This is a genomic window from Pseudomonas sp. I2 (assembly GCF_040984075.1).
Classification (GTDB): domain Bacteria; phylum Pseudomonadota; class Gammaproteobacteria; order Pseudomonadales; family Pseudomonadaceae; genus Aquipseudomonas; species Aquipseudomonas guariconensis_B.
This window is the reverse complement of record NZ_JBCGFQ010000020.1, coordinates 1-23,562: the sequence shown is the minus strand read 5'-3', so window position 1 is coordinate 23,562 and position 23,562 is coordinate 1. Positions and strand designations below refer to the sequence as shown.

Genomic DNA, 23,562 nt, shown 5'->3' with positions numbered 1-23,562 from the left:
CACCAAAGATTCACAGGGGTGACACCGCGCGTACCTAGGCTGACTTTGCACAACAAAGCCGACCGGCCGCAACCCTCTTTGGCTGGCTTAGGGAGACTCGCAATGACTCGGATCGCTCGCTCTGGCGACAACAGCACTGAACGCCGTCTGCAAGCCGAACGCCTGGTCGGCGTCGCGGCCCTGCAAGAAGCGCAGGCCCTGCGTTTCAAGGTGTTCAGCGCCGAATTCAAGGCCAAGCTCAAGGGCGCGGAACAGGGCCTGGACATGGACGACTACGACATCCACTGCCGCCACATCGGCGTGCGCGACCTGGCCAGCGGCCAACTGGTCGCCACCACCCGTCTGCTCGATCACCAGGCCGCCAGCAGCCTGGGCCGTTTCTACAGCGAAGAAGAATTCAGCCTGCACGGGCTGCTCCAGTTGCAGGGCCCGATCCTCGAGCTGGGTCGCACCTGCGTCGACCCGGCCTACCGCAACGGCGGCACCATCGCCGTGCTCTGGGGGGAGCTTGCCGAGGTGCTCAACGAGGGCCGCTACAGCTACCTGATGGGGTGCGCCAGCATCCCCATGCAGGACGGCGGCGTGCAGGCCCACGCCATCATGCAGCGCCTGCGCGAGCGCTACCTGTGCACCGAGCACCTGCGCGCCGAGCCGAAGAAGCCGCTGCCGAGCCTGGCCCTGCCGAACAACGTCATCGCCGAAATGCCACCGCTGCTCAAGGCCTACATGCGCCTGGGCGCGAAGATCTGCGGCGAGCCCTGCTGGGACGAGGACTTCCAGGTCGCCGACGTGTTCATCCTGCTCAAGCGCGACGACCTCTGTCCGCGCTATGCCCGCCACTTCAAGGCGGCGGTCTGATGCCGCGCCTGCGGGTACTCGCCCGCCTGGCCCGGCTGATACTGGTGTTGCTGCTGGGCATGCTCATGGCCAGCGTGATCGCCTTCGGCGAACGCCTGGGCCTGAAAGCCTCCGTCGAACGGCGCCAGCGCTGGACGCGCCGGTTCATGCAGCACTTGGTCGGCGCCCTGCCCTTCAAGGTGCGCGTGGTCGGCCCGTTGCCACGCCAGCCGATGCTGTGGGTCAGCAACCATGTGTCCTGGACCGACATTCCCCTGCTCGGCATGCTCACGCCCCTGTCGTTCCTGTCCAAGGCCGAAGTGCGCCACTGGCCGTTGGCCGGCTGGCTGGCGCAGAAGGCCGGGACCCTGTTCATCCGCCGCGGAAGCGGCGACAGCCAACGCCTGGCCCGGCAGATCGGCAACCAGCTAAACCAGCGACGGCCGTTGCTGATCTTCCCGGAAGGCACCACCACCGACGGCCGCAGCCTGCGTACCTTCCATGGTCGTCTGCTGGCCGCTGCCATCGACCTGGGCACGCCGCTGCAGCCGGTGGCGATCCAGTACCTGCGCGATGGCGAGCCCGACCCTGTGGCGCCGTTCATCGGCGACGATGACCTGGTTTCGCACCTGGTGCGGCTGTTCAGCCAACCGCGCGGCGAGGTGGTCATTCAGTTGCTGCAGCCGATCACCAGTGCGGGCAAGGAGCGGGCGGCCCTGGCCTTCCAGGCGCAGCAGGCGATCCACATGGCGTTGTTCGGCATCCAGGACGTGGAGATGGCGCCGCGTCGTCGGACGCAGGCGGCATAGTTGCGGCGGCGTCAGTACCGGCCTACTCGCGGCGGTACCGCCTCACCTGCCCGCCGCAGCAAAGGCCTGCAACTGCGGATAGAACTCGCGAAAATCCGCCAGCAACGGCTCGTACAGCCGCTCCAACTCCCCCATCACCCCACTCATCCCCTCCGGCCGCGACAGCCGCCGGGCGATCCCCTTGAACACCTGCTCCAGGGTCGCGAAGTCGCCATAAGCCCCCAGCCAGTCATCCGCCGCCATGAACGGCGCAATGTGTGCCAGCCGCCCCGGAAGCTCGGACTGGGCCAGCAGCACGCGATAGAACGCCTCGGTGAACTCGCCCAGTGGCTGCTCGGCATAGTCCGCCCAATGCCGCGCCAGGCAGTGGTCGAAGAACACATCGAGGATGATCCCGGCATAGCGCCGCCGCTCGCGGGGGAAACGCGCCAGCGCCGCCAGCACCAGCGGGTGGCTGTCGGTATAGCTGTCGATATGCCGGTGCAACCGGATCGAGGCCTCCAGCGCCGGCGGGAAACGCCCGTCCAGCGAGCCCTTGACGAAGTCGCCATACAGGCTGCCCAGCAGTTGCTGCGGCGCGTGGCCGCCCAGGTGAAGGTGTGCGAGGTAATTCATGGCGCCAGTCTAGCACCCACTCCGGCCATATCGTTATAACGCGATATAGCGATTCATGCTCAGCTCAGAACCTCTTCATATTTGTATATCGCGAAATATCGATTTATATTTCGTCCCATCGCGATATACCGCTACACACCACGAGCCCAACCATGCCTCTCGATCTCGACGAAATAATAAAAGCCCTGGCCCACCCGGTCCGGCGAGACATCCTCAACTGGCTGAAGGACCCCGCGGCGCAATTCCCCGACCAGCAGCACAGCACCGAATACGGCGTCTGTGCCGGGCAGATCGACCAACGCTGCGGCCTGTCGCAGTCGACCGTCTCCGCCCACCTGGCGACCTTGCAGCGCGCGGGCCTGATCAGCAGCCAGAAGATCGGCCAGTGGCATTTCTTCAAACGCAACGAGCAAACCATCCGGGCTTTCCTCGAGCAGATGAGCCAAGAGCTCTGACAAGGACCTTGCAATGCCCCTTTCCCTGTTGATCCTGGCGCTGAGCGCCTTTGCCATCGGTACCACCGAGTTCGTCATCATGGGCCTGCTGCCCGACGTGGCGCAGGACCTTGGCGTGACCATCCCCGGCGCCGGTTGGCTGGTGACCGGTTACGCCCTGGGCGTGGCCATCGGTGCACCGTTCATGGCCCTGGCCACCGCCCGCCTGCCCCGCAAGGCCGCGCTGGTGACGCTGATGGGCGTATTCATCGTCGGCAACCTGCTGTGCGCCGTGGCCAGCGACTACGACCTGCTGATGTTCGCCCGGGTGGTGACCGCCCTGTGCCACGGTGCCTTCTTCGGCATCGGCTCGGTGGTGGCCGCCAGCCTGGTGCCGGCCAACCGCCGCGCCTCTGCGGTGGCGCTGATGTTCACCGGCCTGACCCTGGCCAACGTGCTCGGCGTGCCCCTGGGCACTGCACTGGGCCAGGTCGCCGGCTGGCGTTCGACCTTCTGGGCCGTGACACTGATCGGGGTGATCGCCTTGATCGGCCTGGTGCGCTTCCTGCCGCTGCAGCGCCAGGAAGAAAAGGTCGACATGCGCGCCGAACTGGCCGCCCTCAAGGGCATCGGCATCTGGCTGTCGCTGGGCATGACCGTGCTGTTCGCCGCGTCCATGTTCGCCCTGTTCACCTATGTGGCACCGTTGCTCGGTGACGTCACCGGCGTATCGCCACGCGGCGTGACCTGGACCCTGCTGCTGATCGGCCTGGGCCTGACCCTGGGCAACATCCTCGGCGGCAAGCTGGCCGACCGCCGCCTGGGTGCCACCCTGGTAGGAGTGTTCGCCGCCATGGCGGTGGTGTCCACCGTACTGAGCTGGACCAGCAGCGCCCTGGTGCCGGCAGAAATCACCCTGTTCCTCTGGGCCACCGCCGCCTTCGCCGCCGTGCCGGCCCTGCAGGTCAACGTGGTGACCTACGGCAAGGCCGCACCGAACCTGGTCTCGACCCTGAACATCGGCGCCTTCAACCTGGGCAATGCCCTGGGCGCCTGGGTCGGCGGCAGCGTCATCGCCCATGGCTTCGGCCTGACCCGCGTGCCCCTGGCCGCAGCGGCCCTGGCGGTGCTGGCGCTGATCGTCACCCTCATCACCTTCAGCCAGCGCGGCGGCGATGCCGAACTGGCCAGCGCTTCCAATTGACCCACGCGAGGCTAAGCAGATGACCACGCTCTTCGATCCGATCACTCTGGGCGACCTCGAGCTGCCCAACCGCATCATCATGGCCCCGCTGACCCGCTGCCGCGCCGATGAAGGCCGCGTGCCCAACGCACTGATGGCCGAGTACTACGTGCAACGTGCCAGCGCCGGGCTGATTCTCAGCGAGGCGACCTCGGTGACGCCCATGGGCGTCGGCTACCCGGACACCCCCGGTATCTGGTCCGATGAGCAGGTGCGCGGCTGGACCAACGTGACCAAGGCCGTGCATGGCGCCGGTGGGCGCATCTTCCTGCAGCTGTGGCACGTGGGGCGCATCTCCCATCCCAGCTACCTGAACGGCGAGTTGCCCGTGGCGCCGAGCGCGATCCAGCCCAAGGGCCATGTCAGCCTGATCCGGCCGGTCACCGAGTACCCGACCCCACGCGCCCTGGAAACCGAGGAAATCGCCGACATCGTCGAGGCCTACCGCACGGGTGCCGAGAATGCCAAGGCCGCCGGCTTCGACGGCGTGGAGATCCATGGCGCCAATGGCTACCTGCTCGACCAGTTCCTGCAGAGCAGCACCAACCAGCGCACCGATCGCTACGGCGGCGCCCTGGAGAACCGTGCGCGCCTGCTGCTGGAAGTGACCGACGCGGTCATCGAGGTGTGGGGCGCCAACCGTGTGGGCATGCACCTGGCCCCTCGCGCCGACGCCCATGACATGGGCGACGCCGACCGCGCGCAAACCTTCACCTATGTCGCACGGGAGCTGGGCAAGCGAGGCATCGCCTTCATCTGCTCGCGGGAGCAGGAAGCCGACGACAGCATCGGCCCGTTGATCAAGGAAGCCTTCGGCGGCCCGTACATCGTCAACGAGCGCTTCGACAAGGCCAGCGCCAATGCGGCCCTGGCCAATGGCACGGCCGATGCGGTGGCCTTCGGTATCCCGTTCATCGCCAACCCGGACCTGCCGGCGCGCCTGGCTGCCGATGCGCCGTTGAACGAGCCGCACCCGGAAACCTTCTATGCCAAGGGGCCGGTGGGGTATATCGATTATCCGCGGATGTGACCACGGCTCGGGGTTGGCCAGTCCGGCCGCGTCCTGGGGCTGCTTTGCAGCCCCATCGACAAACCGGAGCCCGCATCAAGGCCGGGCGTTGATCTGCTGCTGCAGGTTCTGGATCTGACTCTGCAGGGTGTTGAGGTTGCGGGTCACCTGGCTGCGGAAGGCGTCGAACTCCTGCACCGAGGCCCCTGCGGCAGGCGTCGGGCGGTTGTCGATCTGGCTCTTGAGCACCAGCACATCCTGCTCCAGGCTCTCGATGGCCGCGCTCGGGTTGCCCTGCTTCTTCAACGCCGCCACCTCATTGCTCAGGCTCTTGATCTGGCCGTCGAGCTTGCCGCCATCCACCTGGCCCGACTTCAGCGCCGCCAGTTCGCCATTGACGGCCTTGAGCTGCGCCTGCAACTGGTTCTGCAGCTCGGTCACCGCCTTCTGCTGCTCACGGGTATCGGCCAGCACCTGCTCCAGGCGCTTGCCCAGGTCACCGGCCTGGCCGGCCACCCCCTGCTGCTGCTTGCCCTGCTCGGCCAGGCTCGCCTGCAACTGGCGGATCTGCAGCTTCAGGGCCTCGCTGCCGGTATTGGCGCTGGACTCGCTGGCCTCCACCTTGCCGCTGATCGCCTGCAAGCGCCCCGCCGCTTCCTCGCTGATACGGGCGAAACTCTCCTGGGTCGCCACCAGTTGCTGCTCCATCAGCGAGATCTGCTGGAAGCTCCACCAGCCCAACCCCGCCAAGGCGATGAACGACGCGCACAGCAGTGCCCACAGGGGGCCGCTGCTGGCCGGGCGCGCGGCCTTCTGGCGGCTGCGCGCCACATGCGCCGGCAGCAGCTCGTCGTCATCTGGAGTACCGGCACGCAAGGTCGGTACGTCGTCGAAATCGTCGTGTGAGTCGTTACGCATGGATGCTTTCAACCGCGGTGGTAGCAAAGGGGCATTAGTATAAACCGCTCGGGCGGCGCATTGATGACCATCATCGGCGCGCCAGGTTCACGGATGCACGTTTTTCCACCAGGCGCAGAACTCGTCCAACGCCGTCCACAGGCTGACCTTCGGCCGGTAGTCCAGGTACTGGCGGGCGCGGCTGATGTCCAGGGTGAAGTCCTTGCTCATCACCTGCATCGCGGTACGCGACAGGGTCGGCTGCGGGCGCCCCGGCCACAGCAGGCAGGCCGCTTCGTTCAGCGCCGCCAGGCTGTAGGCCAGCCCGTAGGCGCGGTAGCGGGTGACCTGGGGCAACTGCATCTGGCGCATCACGTAGTTGACCACGTCCCACAGCGGCACGGGCTGTCCATTGCTGATGTTGTAGGCTTGGCCGAGCGCCTGCTCGTCGGCGAACAAGGCACTGAGCAAGGCATCGTTGAGGTTGTGCACGCTGGTGAAATCGACTTTGTTCAGACCATTGCCGACGATCGCCAGGCGACGCTTGCGCTGCATCTGCAACAAGCGCGCAAAGATGCTCGCATCGCCGGCCCCGGTGACGAAACGCGGGCGCAGGGCCAGCACCTGCAGGCCGAACTCCTGGGCACCGAAGACCTTCTGCTCGGCCAGGTACTTGGTCGTCGCGTAGTGGTCGTGGAAACGGCGCGGCAGTTGGTCTTCGCGGATGTCCAGGCGCGAGCGGCCGGTGAAGTAGATCGACGGCGACGACAGGTGCACCAGGCGGCGCACGCGCGCCTTGAGGCAGCCTTCCACCACGTTCTCTGTGACCACCACGTTGCCCTGGTGGAAATCCTGATAGCGCCCCCAGTTACCCACCGCGCCGGCGCAGTGCACCACCGCGTCGACGCCCTGGCACAAACGCCTGGCCAGTTCGCCATCGCCCAGGTCGCCCGGCATGAACTCGGCACCGCGCTTGACCAGGTGCTCCACGCCCTCGGCGCGCCGGCCGTTGACCCGTACCTCCAGGCCCTGCTCCAGGGCGAAACGTGCAAAGCGCCCGCCGATGAAGCCGCTCGCGCCGGTGACCAGAATTCGCATGTAAGACTCCGCCTTGCCAGATGACTGAAGCAACTGACGTCGCCCGCGCCTACAAGGGCACCAGCCAGCCCGGCGCCGTCTGGCGCAGGTGCTCGGTCAGTTGGGCGAGCAACTGCCCGCCATTGCGCCAATGATGCCAGTACAGCGGCACGTCGATGGGCGTATCGGCGCAGATTTCCACCAGTTGCCCGCCGGCCAGTTGCTCGGCGGCCTGCAGTTCAGGCACCAGGCCCCAGCCCAACCCAGCTTCGGTCATGCGCAGGAAGCCCTCGGAAGACGGGCACAGGTGATGGAGGAAACCGTCCTGGATACCCAGCGACGCCAGGTAGCGGTGCTGGAGGAAATCGTCCGGACCGAACACCACCGCCGGCGTGCGGGCCAGGCGCCGGACCTCGAAGCCCCGGGGAAAATGCCGTGCCATGAATGCCGGGCTGGCCAGCGCCCGGTAGCGCATGGCCCCCAGGGGCAGGCTGCGCGCCCCGGCCACCGGCCGCTCGCTGCCGCACAGGCAGGCGGCCACTTCGCCGGCGCGCATGCGCTTGAGGCCGACGTCCTGGTCTTCCACCACCAGGTCGAGCAGCACCTGTTGCCCGGCGCAGAAGGCCCCCACCGCACCGGCCCACCAGGTCGCCAGGCTGTCGGCGTTGAGGGCGATGCGCAGGCGCTCGGGCATGCCTTCCTCGTCCAGCGCGGGCACCTGGCGTTGCAGGTCGCGCTCGAGCAGGCGCACCTGCTGCACATGGTTGAGCAACTGGCGGCCGACCTCGGTCGGGCTTGGCGGCGTGGCACGTACCAGCACCGGCTGGCCGACGCGCGCCTCGAGCAGCTTGATGCGCTGGGAAATGGCCGATTGCGACAGGCCCAGAACCTGGGCGGCGCGCTCGAAGCCGCCTTGCTCGATGACGGCGGCAAGGGCGGCGAGCAACTTGTAGTCGAACATCGATTTTCCTAATGAGAGATCAGCTTTATTTGTTTTTCTTATAGCGCGCATTTCCCCACAATGGCCAGCATCTTCCTTGGCAACAAGCACCGGCGTAGAGCCGGTGCCCCTGGAGTGTTCCCGCTATGTGGCAAAGCTATATGAACGGCATGCTGGTGGCCTTCGGCCTGATCATGGCCATCGGCGCGCAGAACGCCTTCGTCCTGGCGCAGAGCCTGCGCCGCGAACATCACCTACCGGTGGCGGCCCTGTGCATCGTCTGCGATGCGATCCTGGTGGCGGCCGGGGTGTTCGGCCTGGCCACGGTGCTGGCGCACAATCCGACCTTGCTGGCGGTGGCCCGCTGGGGCGGCGCGGTGTTCCTGATCTGGTACGGCGCCAAGGCCCTGCGCAGCGCCTGCTCGAAGCAGAGCCTGCAGCACCAGGAAGGCCAGGGCATGCGTTCACGCCGGGCCGTGCTGCTCAGCGCCCTGGCGGTGACCCTGCTCAACCCTCACGTGTACCTCGACACCGTGCTGCTGATCGGCTCCCTCGGAGCCCAGCAGAGCGTGCCCGGCGCCTACGTGGCCGGCGCCGCCAGCGCCTCGCTGGTCTGGTTCTCGACCCTGGCCCTGGGCGCGGCCTGGCTCGCCCCCTGGCTGGCCCGGCCCGCCACCTGGCGTCTGCTCGACCTCATGGTGGCGGTGATGATGTTCGCTGTGGCGGCGCAGCTGATTTTTTCTTGAGTTTCAAGCGGCGAGCTGCAAGTAAAAGCGGATCGTGTGGGCTTCTCTTGCCGCTTGTCCCTATAGTTGTTGCGTGGTTATGCGCGAGGCCGGGTGCTATGATCCAGCCCTTGCGTCGCAAAGAGTACAAACTCGCCGACGCTCATCGGGCCGCCCGTGATCGGCCTTGCGCAAACCGCAAACAGACCTGAATCAGGAGATCTACCATGGCTTTTGAATTGCCGCCGCTGCCGTACGCCCACGATGCCCTGCAGCCGCACATCTCCAAGGAAACCCTGGAGTATCACCACGACAAGCACCACAACACCTATGTCGTGAACCTGAACAACCTGGTCCCAGGCACCGAATTCGAAGGCAAGACCCTGGAAGAGATCGTCAAGACCTCTTCGGGTGGCATCTTCAACAACGCCGCTCAAGTCTGGAACCACACCTTCTACTGGAACTGCCTGTCGCCAAACGGTGGCGGCCAGCCGACCGGTGCCCTGGCCGATGCCATCACCAAGGCCTTCGGCTCCTTCGACAAGTTCAAGGAAGAGTTCACCAAGACGTCCGTCGGCACCTTCGGCTCCGGCTGGGGCTGGCTGGTGAAGAAGGCCGACGGCTCCCTGGCTCTGGCCAGCACGATCGGCGCCGGCAACCCGCTGACCAGCGGCGACACCCCGCTGCTGACCTGCGACGTCTGGGAACACGCCTACTACATCGACTACCGCAACCTGCGTCCGAAGTACGTCGAGGCGTTCTGGCAACTGGTCAACTGGGACTTCGTCGCCCAGCAGTTCGAAGGGAACACCTTCAAGGCCTGATGCTCTGGGCATCTTGAATTGAAACATCCGATGCCGGGCGACTGGCATCGGATTTTTTTTGTCCACAGAGCGCCTGAAGACGCGCTGGGGATCTCCCTATCAGGAGTGGCAAGAGAAACGCCCACGATTCGCTTTCACTTGTGGCTTGAAGCTTGAAGCTGAAAGCTCGCGGCTCACCCACGAACCGCCCGCTCTTGCCCCAGGCGGATAGCACGCTAACATCAAACATCTGGAAAGCTGACGTAGCGCACTCAAGTCGCAGGGCCGCGCAACCGATACATTGCCAAGGGCCCTTTCTACCGTGGCAATCGGTCGATAGTGTACTGCCAGGGACAATGGCAAAATAATGGCACGCGCATGGATTAAGGAACTCCCCTTGAAGCTGGAATTTCGGAACAGCTTATCGGTCAAGTTGCTCAGGGTCGTGCTGCTCTCGGCGCTGGCGGTCGGTGTCGTTCTCAGCTGTGCGCAGATCGTCTACGACGCCTACAAGACCCGCCAGGCGGTGAACACCGACGCCCAGCGCATCCTCGACATGTTCCGCGACCCATCGACCCAGGCGGTGTACAGCCTCGACCGGGAGATGGGCATGCAGGTCATGGAAGGCTTGTTCCAGGACGAGTCGGTGCGCATGGCTTCCATCGGTCATCCCAACGAAACCATGCTCGCGGAAAAGTCCCGCCCGCTACAGGACATGTCCCTGCGCTGGCTGACCGACCCGATCCTCGGCCAGGAACGCACCTTCACCACTCCGCTGGTCGGCCGTGGCCCCTACAGCGAGTACTACGGCGACCTGAGCATCACCCTGGACACCGCCAACTATGGCAAGGGCTTCCTGATCAACGCGGTGATCATCTTCATCGCCGGCGTGCTGCGCGCCTTGGCCATGGGCCTGGTGCTGTACCTGGTCTATCACTGGCTGCTGACCAAGCCGCTGTCGAAGATCATCGAGCACCTCACCCAGATCAACCCCGACCGTCCCAGCCAGCACCAGTTGCCATTGCTCAAGGGCCACGAGAAGAACGAACTGGGCCTGTGGATCAACACCGCCAACCAGTTGCTGGCCTCCATCGAGCGCAACACCCACCTGCGCCACGAGGCCGAGAACAGCCTGCAACGCATGGCCCAGTACGACTTTCTCACCGGCCTGCCCAACCGCCAGCAACTGCAGCAGCAGCTGGACAAGATCCTCGTCGATGGCGGCCGCCTGCAGCGTCGGGTGGCGGTACTGTGCGTCGGCCTCGACGACTTCAAGGGCATCAACGAACAGTTCAGCTACCAGGTCGGCGACCAACTGTTGCTGGCCCTGGCCGACCGCCTGCGCGCCCACAGTGGCCGCCTCGGCGCCCTCGCCCGCCTGGGTGGCGACCAGTTCGCCCTGGTGCAGGCCGACATCGAGCAGCCCTACGAGGCGGCCGAGCTGGCCCAGAGCATCCTCGACGACCTGGAGGTGCCATTCGCCCTGGACCACCAGCAGATCCGCCTGCGCGCCACCATCGGCATCACCCTGTTCCCGGAGGATGGCGACAGCACCGAGAAGCTGCTACAGAAAGCCGAGCAGACCATGACCCTGGCCAAGGTCCGCTCGCGCAACCGCTACCAGTTCTATGTCGCCAGCGTCGACAGCGAGATGCGCCGGCGCCGCGAACTGGAAAAAGACCTGCGCGAGGCCCTGCCGCGCAACCAGCTGTACCTGGTGTACCAGCCGCAGGTCAGCTACCGCGACCACCGCGTGGTCGGCGTCGAGGCGCTGCTGCGCTGGCAGCATCCGGAGCTGGGTATGGTCCCGCCGGACCAGTTCATTCCCCTGGCCGAGCAGAACGGCAACATCATCGCCATCGGCGAATGGGTGCTCGACCAGGCCTGCCGTCAGTTGCGCGAATGGCACGACCTGGGCTTCAGCGAACTGCGCATGGCGGTCAACCTGTCCACCGTGCAACTGCACCACAGCGAGCTGCCACGGGTGGTCAACAACCTGCTGCAGATCTACCGCCTGCCGCCGCGCAGCCTGGAGCTGGAAGTCACCGAGACCGGCCTGATGGAAGACATCAGCACCGCCGCCCAACACCTGATCAGCCTGCGCCGCTCCGGTGCCCTGATCGCCATCGACGACTTCGGTACCGGCTACTCCTCGCTCAGCTACCTGAAGTCGCTGCCGCTGGACAAGATCAAGATCGACAAGAGCTTCGTCCAGGACCTGCTCGACGATGACGACGACGCCACCATCGTCCGGGCCATCATCCAGTTGGGCAAGAGCCTGGGCATGCAGGTGATCGCCGAGGGCGTGGAGAGCGCCGAGCAGGAGAGCTACATCATCGCCCAGGGCTGCCATGAGGGTCAGGGCTATCACTACAGCAAGCCCTTGTCTGCCCGCGAGCTGACCCTCTACCTCAAGCAGGCGCACCGCAACCAGGTGAGCGCGCTCTAACCTCGTCGCCAGGGGGGCTCGCGAAAACGACCAATCTTGATGAAATGCGCAACCGCCCCTTTACACAAAATGCAAATCTTTCGCATTATGTGGCGGTTTCGCGTGCCCCGGCACACAGTCCAACCACACGACGCAGGAAACCAACAATGATTCGAATGCCTCTGGCCTCCGCCAGTCTGCTGGCCATCGCCATCGCCCTCGCCGGTTGCGGCGAAGGCAAGGATGAAAAGGCTGCCGCTCCGCAAGCCCAGGCACCTGCTGCCGCCAGCACCAACGCCGCGGCGCCGGGGGCTGTCGACGAAACGGCCGGCAAGGCCGTGGTCAAGCATTACGCCGAGATCGTCCATGCCGTCTACAGCGATTCGCTGAGCACCGCCAAGACCCTGCAGACCGCCATCGACGCGTTCCTCGCCACCCCTAACGATGAAACCCTGGAAGCCGCCAAGCAAGCCTGGGCCGCCTCTCGCGTTCCTTACCTGCAGAGCGAAGTCTTCCGCTTCGGCAACACCATCATCGACGACTGGGAAGGCCAGGTGAACGCCTGGCCGCTGGACGAAGGCCTGATCGACTACGTCGACAAGAGCTACGAGCACGCCCTGGGCAACCCGGCGGCCAGCGCCAACATCATCGCCAACACCGAGATCCAGGTGGGCGAAGACAAGATCGACGTCAAGGACATCACCCCCGAGAAACTGGCCAGCCTGAACGAGCTGGGCGGCTCCGAGGCCAACGTCGCCACCGGTTACCACGCCATCGAGTTCCTGCTGTGGGGCCAGGACCTCAACGGCACCGGCCCAGGCGCAGGCAACCGTCCGGCTTCCGACTACCTGGAAGGCAAGGGTGCCACCGGAGGCCACAACGAGCGTCGCCGCGCCTACCTGAAGGCCGTCACCGACCTGCTGGTCAAGGACCTGGAAGAAATGGTCGGCAACTGGGCGCCGAACGTCGCCGACAACTACCGCGCCAAGCTGGAGGCCGAACCGGTGGCCGATGGCCTGCGCAAGATGCTGTTCGGCATGGGCAGCCTGTCGCTGGGCGAGCTGGCCGGCGAGCGCATGAAGGTTTCCCTGGAGGCCAACTCGCCAGAAGACGAGCACGACTGCTTCAGCGACAACACCCACTACTCGCACTTCTACGACGCCAAGGGCATCCGCAATGTCTACCTGGGCGAGTACACCCGCGTCGACGGCACCAAGATGACCGGTCCGAGCCTGTCGGAGCTGGTGGCCAAGATCGACCCAGCCACCGACGCGACCCTCAAGGCTGACCTGGAGGCCACCGAGGCGAAGATCCAGGTGATCGTCGACCACGCGCTCAAGGGTGAGCACTACGACCAGCTGATCGCTGCCGACAACACCGCCGGCAACCAGATCGTCCGCGACGCCATCGCCTCGCTGGTCAAGCAGACCGGCGCGATCGAACAGGCCGCTGGCAAGCTGGGCATCGCCAACCTGAACCCGGACACCGCCGATCACGAGTTCTGATCCTGGTGCAGTGGTTCGGCAGAGGCGGCCTTCGGGCCGCCTTTTTCATTATCCGAACCTCATGGGCTTGGTAAATGCTGGGGCCGCTTCGCGCCCCGATGGCGGCCAATGGCATTGGAGCAAGCCCCCGCCCCCCCGCCAACTGACAAGGATTTCATCCAGCAAACGCAAATTGCTCTTATTCAAACCCCCTCGGCCTGCTAAGCTTGCACGCCGGTTTTTCGCTCACCCAGGATCCTCGATGTCCTCGTCGCTGTTCCGACTCCTTCCCTTGCTGCTGGCCACCACCCTGGCTGCCTGTGACGACGCCCCACGCTTCACCCAGGCCGAACCCGGCGAGGCCCTTTCCGGCGGCAAGGCAACGGTGCAGCGCAGCGACCGCAACGCCTTCTCCTTGCCCTCGGCCAACCTCTCGCCGGAGCGGCGCCTGGACTTCAGCGTCGGCAACAGCTTCTTCCGCAACCCGTGGGTGATCGCCCCTTCCACCACCACCGCCCGCGACGGCCTCGGCCCGCTGTTCAATACCAACGCCTGCCAGAACTGCCACGTACGCGACGGCCGCGGCCATCCCCCCGAACCCGATGCCCGCAACGCGGTGTCGATGCTGGTTCGCCTGTCGATCCCCGATCAGCCGCAGTACGCCAAGGAAATCGAGCGTCTGGGCGTGGTCCCGGAGCCGGTCTACGGCACCCAGCTGCAGGACATGGCCGTCCCCGGCGTGGCCCCGGAGGGCAAGGTGCGGGTGGAATACACGCCTGAAACCGTGACCTTCGAGGACGGCCACCAGGTCGAGCTGCGCCGCCCGCGCCTGCAGATCACCCAGCTCGGCTACGGGCCGATGCACCCCGATACCCGCTTCTCCGCCCGGGTGGCGCCGCCGATGATCGGCCTTGGCCTGCTCGAGGCCATCCCCGAGGCGGCGATCCTGGCCAACGCCGACCCGGACGACGGCAACGGCGACGGCATCCGTGGCCGGCCCAACCAGGTCTGGGACCAGACCACGGGCAAGACCGTGCTCGGCCGCTTCGGCTGGAAGGCCGGCCAGCCCAACGTCAACCAGCAGAACGTCCATGCCTTCGCCGGCGACATGGGCCTGACCACCAACCTGCAACCCGTCGACGACTGCACCCCGGCCCAGGCCGACTGCCTGGCCGCACCCAACGGCGATGGCGCCGATGGCGAGAAGGAGGTCAGCGACAACATCCTGCGCCTGGTCACCTTCTACACCCGCAACCTCGGCGTGCCAGCGCGCCGCGACGTCGATGCCCCCCAAGTGCTGGCTGGCAAGACCCTGTTCTTCCAGGCCGGCTGCCAGGGCTGCCATACCCCGCAGTTCACCACCGCCGCCGATGCCAGCGAAGCGGAGCTGGCCAACCAGGTGATCCGCCCCTACAGCGACCTGCTGCTGCACGACATGGGCCCGGGCCTGGCCGACAACCGCAGCGAATTCGCTGCCGGTGGCCAGGACTGGCGCACCCCGCCCCTGTGGGGCATCGGCCTGACCGAAGCGGTCAGCGGCCACACCCAATTCCTCCATGACGGCCGCGCCCGCAACCTGCTCGAGGCCGTGCTCTGGCACGGCGGCGAAGCCGAAGCGGCGCGCAACCATGTTCTGACCTTCGATGCCGAGCAACGCGCAGCGCTGCTGGCGTTCCTGAATTCACTTTAAGCGCAAGGAGCCGGGCATGTTCCGACCCAAACTGTTGTTCACCAGCCTCGCCGCACTCGCCCTGGGCGCCTGCTCGCCACAAGACCCGCAGGCGGTGACCTCCGCCGCCATCGCCAAGCAGGTGATCCTGCCGACCTACAGCCGCTGGGTCGAAGCCGACCGCGCGCTTGCCGCCAGTGCCCTGGCCTACTGCGAAGGCAAGGCCTCCCTGGAGACCGCCCGCGCCGACTTCCTCAATGCGCAGAAGGCCTGGGCCGAGCTGCAGCCGCTGCTGGTCGGCCCGCTGGCCGAGGGCAATCGCGCCTGGCAGGTGCAGTTCTGGCCAGACAAGAAGAACCTGGTCGGCCGCCAGGTCGAGCAACTGGTCAATGGCGACAAGCCGATCGATGCCCAGGCCCTGAGCAAAGCCAGCGTGGTGGTACGTGGCCTCTCGGCCTACGAGTACATCCTGTTCGACAGCAAGCCGGACGTTGCCACCCCCGAGCAGAAGGCCCGCTACTGCCCGCTGCTGGTGGCCATCGGCGAGCACCAGAAGGCCCTGGCCGAAGAAATCCTCAAGGGCTGGAACAGCACCGACGGCATGCTGTCGCAGATGACCAAGTTCCCCAACCAGCGCTACGCCGACTCCCACGAGGCGATCGCCGACCTGCTGCGGGCCCAGGTCACCGCCCTGGATACCCTGAAGAAGAAGCTCGGCGCCCCCATGGGCCGGCAGAGCAAGGGCATCGCCCAGCCGCTGCAGGCCGAGGCCTGGCGCAGCCACTCCTCGCTCAAGAGCCTGGAGGCCAGCCTCAAGGCAGCCCAGGCGCTCTGGGCCGGGGTCGACAACCAGGGCCTGCGTGGCCTGCTGGGCAAGGACCAGGCCGCCCTGGCGGAAAAGATCGACGACGCCTACGCCACCTCTGTCAAACTGCTGGCCGACAACCAGAAGACCCTGGGCGAGCTGCTCGCCGACGACGCCGGCAAGCAGACCCTCAACCAGATCTACGACAGCCTCAACGTCGTCCACCGCCTGCACGAGGGCGAGCTGGCCAAGGCGTTGAACATCCAGCTGGGCTTCAATGCCAACGACGGTGACTGATCATGCTGCGACGCCAGGCCCTCAAACTCGGTAGCGTGTTGCTCAGCGCCCTGACCCTGGGCGGTTGGAGCCTGTTTCGCAACAAAGGCAGCGAACCCCTGCTGCTCTCGGCGCGCGACGATGGCGACGGCAGGCACTATGCGGTCGGCTACCGTCTGGACGGTACCCAGGTGTTCGCCACCCAGGTGGCCCAGCGTTGCCATGCCATCATCGACCATCCCGAGTTGCCGATCGCCCTGTTCGTCGCCCGCCGCCCCGGCACCGAAAGCTACTTGGTCGACCTGCGCGACGGGCGCCTGCTGCAGACCGTCGCCTCGCAACCGGACCGGCACTTCTATGGCCATGCGGTGATCCACAAGAGCGGCCAATGGCTGTACGCCACCGAGAACGACACCCGCGACCCGGGGCGTGGCGTGCTCGGCATCTACCGCTTCGAGGGCGAACGCCTGGTGCACAGCGGCGAGATCCCGACCCATGGCATCGGCCCGCATGAACTGTGCTGGCTACCCGACGGCGAAACCCTGGTGGTGGCCAACGGCGGCATCCGCACCGAGGCCGAGAGCCGCGTGGAGATGAACCTCGACGCCATGGAGCCGAGCCTGGTGCTGATGCAGCGCGACGGCACCCTGTTGAGCAAGGAGACTCTCGCCCAGCAGATGAACAGCGTGCGTCACCTGGCAGTCGGCAGCGACGGCACCATCGTCGCCTGCCAGCAGTTCATGGGCGATGCCGAGGAAACCGCCGAGCTGCTGGCGATCAAGCGCCCTGGCGAGCCGTTCAAGGCCTTCCCGGTGCCCGAGCGGCAGTTGCAGTCGATGGCCCAGTACACCGCCAGCGTCGCCCTGCACAGCGACTTGCGCCTGGTGGCGCTGACCGCGCCACGGGCCAACCGCCTGTTCATCTGGGACCTGGACAGCGGCGCGGTGAAGCTCGATGCACCGATGCCCGACTGTGCCGGCGTGGGGGCGGTGAAGGATGGTTTCGTGGTCACCTCCGGGCAGGGGCGTTGCCGCTTCTATGATTGCCGCAAGCGAGAGCTGGTCGGGCAGCCGATGGACCTGCCCTCCGGGTTCTGGGACAACCACCTGCATCTGACCTGAGTATTTTCGGCGCCTGAGCGGCCCTGTTCGCGGCAGTTCGGCGCCGCGATGCCGCGCAAGGCGGTCCAGGACATACACCACCGCTCGACTGTCCGACTGGACCGCGCCAGCACGGCATCGGTGTCTTGTCCTTTCCCTCTCCCGCCAAAACAGGCAATACTTCCCCCATTCGCACGTGGGCAGGATCGCCCGTTGTCGTGCCAGACGAACAACAACTACGCATCCAAGGAACCGGACTTATGCTGCGCCGCCGCATGCTGATCATGTTGGCCGTGGTCCTGCTGATCGTACTGGCCCTGGGGGGCATCAAGGCCTTCTCGATCTACCAGCAGATCCAGGTGTTCTCTGCCCCGAAACCACCGGTCAGCGTGCCTGCCGCGATGGCCGAGCGACGCCTGTGGCAGGAGCGCCTGCCCGCGGTCGGCAGCCTCAAGGCGTTCCAGGGCGTGGAGCTGAGCCTGGAGGTAGCGGGCACGGTCAAGTCGCTGCACTTCGACTCCGGCCAGCAGGTCAAGGCCGGCCAGTTGCTGCTGCAACTGGACAGCGACGAGGAAGCCGCGCTGCTGCGCACTGCCCAGGCCGACCTGGGCCTGGCCAAGGTGGACTTCGGCCGCGGCAGCCAACTGGTGGGCGATGCGGCCATCTCCCGTGGCGAGTTCGACCGCCTGGCCGCCCAGTACCGACGCAACCAGGCCGTGGTCGAGCAGCTCAAGGCATCGCTGGCGAAAAAGCGCATCCACGCGCCGTTCAGCGGCACCATCGGCATCCGCCAGGTAGATATCGGCGACTACCTGGCAAGCGGCACGGTGATCGCCACCCTGCAGGACCTCTCCAGCCTCTATGTCGACTTCAACGTGCCCGAACAGGCCTTGCCGCACCTGAGCCTTGGCCAGTCGTTGCAGGTCCAGGTGCCGGCCTACCCGGGCCAGACCTTCCCCGCCCGCCTCGGCGCCATCAACCCCAAGGTCGAGGAAAGCACCCGTAACCTGCTGGTCCGCGCCACCCTGGCCAACCCCGACGGCAAGCTGCTGCCAGGCATGTTCGCCAACCTGCAGGTGCTGTTGCCCGACCCGCGTCCCCAGGTGGTGGTGCCGGAAAGCGCCATCACCTACACCCTCTATGGCAACTCGGTCTATGTGGTCACCAGGAAGCAGAGCGAGGACCGGCAGGCGCAGCAGGACGATGGCCAGCCGACGCTGATCGCCGAACAGCGTACGGTACGCACCGGCGAGCGCCGCGATGGGCTGGTGGTGATCAGCGAAGGCCTCGAGGCCGGCGAGCAGGTGGTCACCGGCGGGCAACTGAAGCTGACCCCGGGCACGGCCATCCGCATCAGCGCGGACAAACCTCTCGAGCAGGACGACCAGGGCGCCCCCGGCGCCGACTGAACAGGAGGCAGGCATGGCGTTCACCGACCCGTTCATCCGCCGCCCGGTCCTGGCCAGCGTGGTCAGCCTGCTGATCCTGCTGCTCGGTTTCCAGGCCTGGAGCAAGCTGCAGATCCGCCAGTACCCGCAGATGGAAAATGCCCTGATCACGGTGACCACCGCCTACCCCGGGGCCAACGCCGAAACCATCCAGGGCTACATCACCCAGCCGCTGCAACAAAGCCTGGCCAGCGCCGACGGCATCGACTACATGACCTCGGTGAGCCGGCAGAACTTCTCGGTGATCTCCGTCTACGCGCGCATCGGCGCCGACAGCGACCGCCTGTTCACCCAACTGCTGGCCAAGGCCAACGAGGTACGCAACGAACTGCCCCAGGACGCCGAGGACCCGGTGCTGAGCAAGGAGGCGGCCGACGCCTCGGCGCTGATGTACATCAGCTTCTACAGCCAGCAGATGAACAACCCGCAGATCACCGACTACCTGTCGCGGGTGATCCAGCCCAAGCTCGCCACCCTGCCGGGCATGGCCGAGGCGGAAATCCTCGGCAACCAGGTGTTCGCCATGCGTATCTGGCTCGACCCGGTGCGGCTGGCCGGCTTCGGCCTCTCGGCCACCGACGTGACCGACGCGGTACGGCGCTACAACTTTCTCTCCGCCGCCGGCGAGGTCAAGGGCGAGTACGTGGTCACCAGCATCAACGCCGCCACCGAACTGAAATCCGCCGAGGCCTTCGCCGCCCTGCCCCTCAAGACCGAAGGCGACAGCCGCGTGCTGCTGGGCGATGTGGCACGGGTCGAGATGGGCGCGGAGAACTACGACACGGTCAGCTCGTTCGATGGCATCCCCTCGGTGTACATCGGCATCAAGGCCACCCCAGCGGCCAACCCGCTGGAGGTGATCAAGGAAGTGCGGCGGATCATGCCCGACCTGGAAAGCCAGTTGCCGTCTAACCTCAAGGTGTCCATCGCCTACGACGCCACCCTGTTCATCCAGGCCTCCATCGACGAGGTGATCAAGACCCTCGGCGAGGCGGTGCTGATCGTCATCGTCGTGGTGTTCCTGTTCCTCGGCGCCCTGCGCTCGGTGCTGATCCCGGTGGTGACCATCCCCCTGTCGATGATCGGCGTGCTGTTCTTCATGCAGGTGATGGGCTATTCGCTGAACCTGCTGACCTTGCTGGCGATGGTGCTGGCCATCGGCCTGGTGGTGGATGACGCCATCGTCGTGGTGGAGAACATCCACCGCCATATCGAGGAAGGCAAGACGCCCTTCGAAGCTGCCCTGGAGGGCGCGCGGGAGATCGCCATGCCGGTGGTGTCGATGACCATCACCCTGGCTGCGGTGTATGCCCCCATCGGCTTTCTCGAGGGCCTGACCGGGGCCTTGTTCAAGGAGTTCGCGTTGACCCTGGCCGGCGCGGTGATCATTTCCGGCATCGTCGCCCTGACCCTGTCGCCGATGATGTGCGCCCTGCTGCTGCGCCACGAACAGAACCCCAGCGGCCTGGCCCATCGTCTGGACCTGATCTTCGACCGCCTCAAGGACCGCTACCAGCGCCTGCTGCACAGCACCCTGGAGAGTCGTCCGGTGGTGCTGGTGTTCGCCGTGATCGTGCTGTGCCTGATCCCGGTGCTGCTGATGTTCACCCACAACGAACTGGCGCCGGACGAGGACCAGGGGGTGATCTTCATGATGAGCAACTCGCCGCAGCCGACCAACCTCGACTACCTCAACGCCTACACCGATGAGTTCACACCGCTGTTCAAGCGCTTCCCCGAGTACTACTCATCGTTCCAGATCAACGGCTTCAACGGCGTACAGACCGGTATCGGCGGGTTCCTGCTCAAACCCTGGAACGAGCGCGAGCGTACCCAGATGGAGCTGTTGCCCTTGGTGCAGGCCGAGCTGGAGGAGATCGGCGGCCTGCAGATCTTCGGCTTCAACCTGCCCTCGCTGCCCGGCACCGGCGAGGGCCTGCCATTCCAGTTCGTGATCAACACCGCCGGCGACTATGCGGCGCTGCTGGAGGTGGCCCAGCGCGTCAAGGACCGTGCCCAGGCCTCGGGCAAGTTCGCCTTCCTCGACATCGACCTGGCCTTCGACAAACCCGAGGTGGTGGTCGACATCGACCGGGCCAAGGCCGCGCAAATGGGCGTTTCAATGGATATCCTGGGCGGGACCCTGGCGACCCTGCTGGGCGAGGCGGAGATCAATCGCTTCACCCTCGAAGGCCGCAGCTACAAGGTGATCTCCCAGGTCGAACGGCCGTTTCGTGACAATCCCGGCTGGCTGAACAACTACTACGTGAAGAACGACCAGGGCCAATTGCTGCCGCTGTCGACCCTGATCACCCTGAGCGATCGCGCCCGTCCGCGTCAGCTCAACCAGTTCCAACAACTGAATTCGGCGATCATCCAGGGCGTGCCCATGGTCAGCATGGGCGAAGCGATCCAGACCGTGCAGGCGATCGCCCGGGAGGAAGCGCCGGAGGGGTTCTCCTTCGACTATGCCGGGGCGGCGCGACAGTTCGTCCAGGAAGGTAGCGCGCTGTGGGTCACCTTCGGCCTGGCGCTGGCGATCATCTTCCTGGTGCTGGCGGCGCAGTTCGAGAGTTTCCGCGATCCGCTGGTGATCCTGGTGACGGTGCCACTGTCGATCTGTGGCGCGCTGCTGCCCCTGTTCCTCGGGGTTTCCAGCATGAACATCTATACCCAGGTGGGCCTGGTGACCCTGATCGGGCTGATCAGCAAGCACGGGATCCTGATCGTCGAGTTCGCCAACCAGTTGCGCGAGGAGAAAGGGCTGGGCGTTCGCGAAGCGATCGAGGCGGCAGCGGCCATTCGTCTGCGGCCAGTGCTGATGACCACTGCGGCCATGGTGTTCGGCATGGTGCCGTTGATCCTGGCCAGCGGCGCCGGGGCGGTCAGCCGGTTCGACATCGGGATGGTGATCGCGACCGGGATGTCCATCGGCACGCTGTTCACCTTGTTCGTGTTGCCCTGCATCTATACGTTGCTGGCGCACCGGACGGTGGCGGCGGGAGAGAAACGCGAGGTGCAGGCCCGCTGAGGGGGCTCATCTACCCGCTGAGGTAGATGAGCGCTCGCTCAACCAAGCGGCCGCAGCCCCTGGCGCAGGCCGAACAGGAACAACAACAGGTCGTGGTCCGGCTGGGCCTGGACCTGCTGCTTGACCACTACCCGAGGCAAGGGACACTGCCCGCCCATCTCTGCCTTGCTGAACACTGCCGGCCGCGGTTCTTCCCAGGCCGCCACCGCCGCCGTGGTCACCGCCAGGGCAGCCAACAGGAACAAAGCTCGAGCGATTTCTAGTTTCATTGCTCTAACCCTTTGACAGCGCTGCCAAACGCCATCTGGTAAAAGTAGAGCAGTGTCTGCCATTCCGCTTCATTGAGTGACGAATGGCGCCGCAACTGACGCAGGTCGTTGTAGGCCGCGCGCTGGCAGCGGATACGCCGCCGGCACTTCTCCAGGTCCAGCAGGGCCACTTCGGCTCGGGCGCGCTCGCCTTCGCCGCTGACCTTGACGAAGACATGCTTGCCATACAGGCAACCATGCTGCCAATGCCCCAGGTGCATGCGCGCCAGGTTGTCGGCCAGGTCCTTGAGCATGCGTTCATGCACGGCCTGGGGATAACGCTCCCGGGCCCCTTCGGCATGCCAGGTATCCAGTTCGACGAAGCCATCGAGGGCCTCGCTCACCAGCAGGGCACGCCATTGGCGATCGTCATCCCGCCTGGCACCGGCGAAGACGATGCGCGGCACACGCACACCGAGCCGCTCGAAACTGTGCAGGGCATCCAGCTCGCGCAGCACCGTCGGCCGGCCGAACGGATGCAGCAGGCTCCGGTAGATATGCCCGACCTGGCGCTTGGCATACAGCACTTGCCCGCGTTCGTCGTTCAGGCGCTGCACGCCACTCTCGCCGCCGCGGCGCTGGTTGGGCTCCTCGACCCACTCGCCCTGCTGCTGCCAGTAATACTCGAACCGCGACATTCTATTTTCGGCTACAGCCATGCAAACCTACCCTTTGCGCAACACATACACTCGCCACATGGCATAGAACGGCAAGAAGTCCAGACGTTCCTGAATTCTGAACCCGGCTGTCACGAATTCTTCTTCGACCGTGTCCACCGGTAACACGAAACGGTTCTGGTAGCTGCCCTGCTCTGCCCTGCTCTTGCGTCGCTGCTCGAGTTTCCTGCGCCGCCATGCCTTGAAATTGCCATCCACCCACAGCGACAGGATCACGCTGTCGCGGCTAACCCTCTGAAACTCCGAAAGAATTGTCTTGCGATGGGCCGCCTCGCCAATGTGGTGGAACAGCCGCATGCAGAAAATGCTGTCTACCGCGTTGTCGGGCAGGTCGATGGCAAAGGCAGACGTTTGCAAAGGCCGTACCCGTGCCACCACCTCTGGCGATTGCGAGGCACAGGCTGTCTCGATCATCGCCTCGGAATTGTCGGCACCGATGATCACTCGGTTGGGCTTTTCTGCCAGCAATGGCCAGAAACGGCCGGCACCGCACGGCAGGTCCAGGACCAGGCCCGGTTCGCCGGCCAGCGCCAGGGCACGCCTGGCCAGCTGTTCGTCACGGTGGTGAGAGAGGCGACGCGCCAAGCCATCCTGGTGCTTGAGAAAGTATTCGCGGGCATGCTGCTCGTCGTACTTCTCGGAAAATTCAAGTTTGATGGGGCCTCGCATTGAACATCTCCTGATTCCAGTGCGCCGACTTTAGGCAGCTGCACGTTGGAATCAGGTCATGCAAGTGTGAAAAATCTGTCAGATGCACCGTAGGATTTTTCAGAAAGTTACCGGGAAGCAGGTGACTGGTCGCGCGTCTCGGTGTCTGGGGCCGGTGCGCTGCCCTGGCTCAGGTCCACCTGGAAGCGACAACCATGGGGCAATGTGGCCGTCAGGGTGACCCGCCAGCCCTGGTCGTCGCAGATCCGCTGCACCAGCGAAAGCCCCAGCCCCAGCCC

21 protein-coding genes and 1 pseudogene are annotated in these 23,562 nt (G+C 65.5%); 14 read left to right on the top strand and 8 right to left on the bottom strand.

What is annotated here, in order from left to right:
* The first annotated feature begins 102 nt into the window (after positions 1 to 102).
* Both olsB and WCE05_RS12240 read left to right on the top strand, forming a co-directional pair.
* Complete coding sequence (gene olsB / locus WCE05_RS12245) at positions 103 to 858, top strand: L-ornithine N(alpha)-acyltransferase (protein WP_225788002.1); 756 nt, start codon at positions 103 to 105, stop codon at positions 856 to 858.
* Positions 858 to 1,646 carry a lysophospholipid acyltransferase family protein gene (locus WCE05_RS12240; protein WP_253091124.1) on the top strand — a complete coding sequence of 263 codons (789 nt, stop codon included), beginning with the start codon at positions 858 to 860 and terminating at the stop codon, positions 1,644 to 1,646. The genes olsB and WCE05_RS12240 overlap by 1 nt, the downstream gene beginning before the upstream one ends.
* 42 nt (positions 1,647 to 1,688) lie before the next feature.
* Here WCE05_RS12240 and WCE05_RS12235 read toward each other — a convergent pair whose 3' ends face one another.
* Positions 1,689 to 2,261 (bottom strand): ACP phosphodiesterase, encoded by a 573-nt coding sequence (locus WCE05_RS12235; protein ID WP_253091123.1) that lies wholly within the window; start codon positions 2,259 to 2,261, stop codon positions 1,689 to 1,691.
* 152 nt (positions 2,262 to 2,413) lie between these two features.
* Here WCE05_RS12235 and WCE05_RS12230 point away from each other — a divergent pair, with 152 nt between their 5' ends.
* Genes WCE05_RS12230 through WCE05_RS12220 form a run of 3 tightly spaced genes read left to right on the top strand, consistent with a single transcriptional unit; the run spans position 2,414 to position 4,968 of the window.
* Complete coding sequence (locus WCE05_RS12230) at positions 2,414 to 2,716, top strand: helix-turn-helix transcriptional regulator (RefSeq protein ID WP_225787999.1); 303 nt, start codon at positions 2,414 to 2,416, stop codon at positions 2,714 to 2,716.
* 13 nt (positions 2,717 to 2,729) lie between these two features.
* Positions 2,730 to 3,899: an MFS transporter gene (locus tag WCE05_RS12225; protein ID WP_225787998.1), complete on the top strand. Its 1,170-nt coding sequence runs from the start codon at positions 2,730 to 2,732 to the stop codon at positions 3,897 to 3,899.
* Positions 3,900 to 3,918: 19 nt separating this feature from the next.
* Complete coding sequence (locus WCE05_RS12220; protein ID WP_253080353.1) at positions 3,919 to 4,968, top strand: alkene reductase; 1,050 nt, start codon at positions 3,919 to 3,921, stop codon at positions 4,966 to 4,968.
* Between the two features lie 75 nt (positions 4,969 to 5,043).
* On the opposite strand, the gene WCE05_RS12215 is transcribed toward WCE05_RS12220, so the two are convergent.
* The 3 genes from WCE05_RS12215 to WCE05_RS12205 form a co-directional block, all read right to left on the bottom strand.
* Complete coding sequence (locus WCE05_RS12215) at positions 5,044 to 5,865, bottom strand: ATPase (RefSeq protein ID WP_368815992.1); 822 nt, start codon at positions 5,863 to 5,865, stop codon at positions 5,044 to 5,046.
* 87 nt (positions 5,866 to 5,952) lie between these two features.
* Entirely contained in the window at positions 5,953 to 6,942 is a 990-nt protein-coding gene (locus tag WCE05_RS12210) for an NAD(P)-dependent oxidoreductase (protein ID WP_225787995.1), read from the bottom strand.
* A 49-nt stretch (positions 6,943 to 6,991) separates the two neighbouring features.
* Positions 6,992 to 7,882: a LysR family transcriptional regulator ArgP gene (locus WCE05_RS12205; protein WP_225787994.1), complete on the bottom strand. Its 891-nt coding sequence runs from the start codon at positions 7,880 to 7,882 to the stop codon at positions 6,992 to 6,994.
* A gap of 125 nt (positions 7,883 to 8,007) precedes the next feature.
* Here WCE05_RS12205 and WCE05_RS12200 point away from each other — a divergent pair, with 125 nt between their 5' ends.
* The 9 genes from WCE05_RS12200 to WCE05_RS12160 all read left to right on the top strand — a co-directional run bounded on the left by WCE05_RS12200 (position 8,008) and on the right by WCE05_RS12160 (position 21,630).
* The gene (locus WCE05_RS12200; protein WP_225787993.1) at positions 8,008 to 8,607 is read left to right on the top strand and encodes a LysE/ArgO family amino acid transporter; all 600 of its coding nucleotides are present in this window, start codon (positions 8,008 to 8,010) and stop codon (positions 8,605 to 8,607) included.
* 206 nt (positions 8,608 to 8,813) lie between these two features.
* A complete protein-coding gene (locus WCE05_RS12195; RefSeq protein WP_084855819.1) occupies positions 8,814 to 9,410 on the top strand; it encodes a superoxide dismutase in 597 nt (198 codons plus the stop codon).
* A gap of 376 nt (positions 9,411 to 9,786) precedes the next feature.
* Positions 9,787 to 11,838 (top strand): bifunctional diguanylate cyclase/phosphodiesterase, encoded by a 2,052-nt coding sequence (locus WCE05_RS12190; protein WP_225787992.1) that lies wholly within the window; start codon positions 9,787 to 9,789, stop codon positions 11,836 to 11,838.
* A gap of 146 nt (positions 11,839 to 11,984) precedes the next feature.
* Positions 11,985 to 13,322 carry an imelysin family protein gene (locus tag WCE05_RS12185; protein WP_253080351.1) on the top strand — a complete coding sequence of 446 codons (1,338 nt, stop codon included), beginning with the start codon at positions 11,985 to 11,987 and terminating at the stop codon, positions 13,320 to 13,322.
* Positions 13,323 to 13,563: 241 nt separating this feature from the next.
* Positions 13,564 to 14,991, top strand: a complete 1,428-nt coding sequence (locus tag WCE05_RS12180) for a di-heme oxidoredictase family protein (RefSeq protein ID WP_368815991.1) — start codon at positions 13,564 to 13,566, stop codon at positions 14,989 to 14,991.
* 16 nt (positions 14,992 to 15,007) lie between these two features.
* Positions 15,008 to 16,072: an imelysin family protein gene (locus tag WCE05_RS12175; protein ID WP_225787989.1), complete on the top strand. Its 1,065-nt coding sequence runs from the start codon at positions 15,008 to 15,010 to the stop codon at positions 16,070 to 16,072.
* Positions 16,073 to 16,074: 2 nt separating this feature from the next.
* Positions 16,075 to 17,172 carry a DUF1513 domain-containing protein gene (locus tag WCE05_RS12170; protein ID WP_225787988.1) on the top strand — a complete coding sequence of 366 codons (1,098 nt, stop codon included), beginning with the start codon at positions 16,075 to 16,077 and terminating at the stop codon, positions 17,170 to 17,172.
* Positions 17,173 to 17,411: 239 nt separating this feature from the next.
* Complete coding sequence (locus WCE05_RS12165) at positions 17,412 to 18,560, top strand: efflux RND transporter periplasmic adaptor subunit (RefSeq protein WP_253080348.1); 1,149 nt, start codon at positions 17,412 to 17,414, stop codon at positions 18,558 to 18,560.
* Between the two features lie 13 nt (positions 18,561 to 18,573).
* On the top strand, positions 18,574 to 21,630 hold the full coding sequence (locus WCE05_RS12160) for a multidrug efflux RND transporter permease subunit (RefSeq protein ID WP_225787986.1): 3,057 nt from the start codon (positions 18,574 to 18,576) through the stop codon (positions 21,628 to 21,630).
* Positions 21,631 to 21,668: 38 nt separating this feature from the next.
* Here the strand turns inward: WCE05_RS12160 and WCE05_RS12155 are convergent, their stop codons facing one another.
* The 4 genes and pseudogenes from WCE05_RS12155 to WCE05_RS12140 all read right to left on the bottom strand — a co-directional run.
* The gene (locus WCE05_RS12155; protein ID WP_225787985.1) at positions 21,669 to 21,899 is read right to left on the bottom strand and encodes a hypothetical protein; all 231 of its coding nucleotides are present in this window, start codon (positions 21,897 to 21,899) and stop codon (positions 21,669 to 21,671) included.
* A complete protein-coding gene (locus WCE05_RS12150; RefSeq protein WP_225787984.1) occupies positions 21,896 to 22,597 on the bottom strand; it encodes a lipopolysaccharide kinase InaA family protein in 702 nt (233 codons plus the stop codon). Before WCE05_RS12150 ends, WCE05_RS12155 begins: the two co-directional genes overlap by 4 nt.
* Positions 22,598 to 22,603: 6 nt before the next feature.
* On the bottom strand, positions 22,604 to 23,284 hold the full coding sequence (locus tag WCE05_RS12145; protein ID WP_253080347.1) for a class I SAM-dependent methyltransferase: 681 nt from the start codon (positions 23,282 to 23,284) through the stop codon (positions 22,604 to 22,606).
* A 107-nt stretch (positions 23,285 to 23,391) separates the two neighbouring features.
* Positions 23,392 to 23,562, bottom strand: a pseudogene (locus WCE05_RS12140) (two-component sensor histidine kinase); the annotation flags it as partial.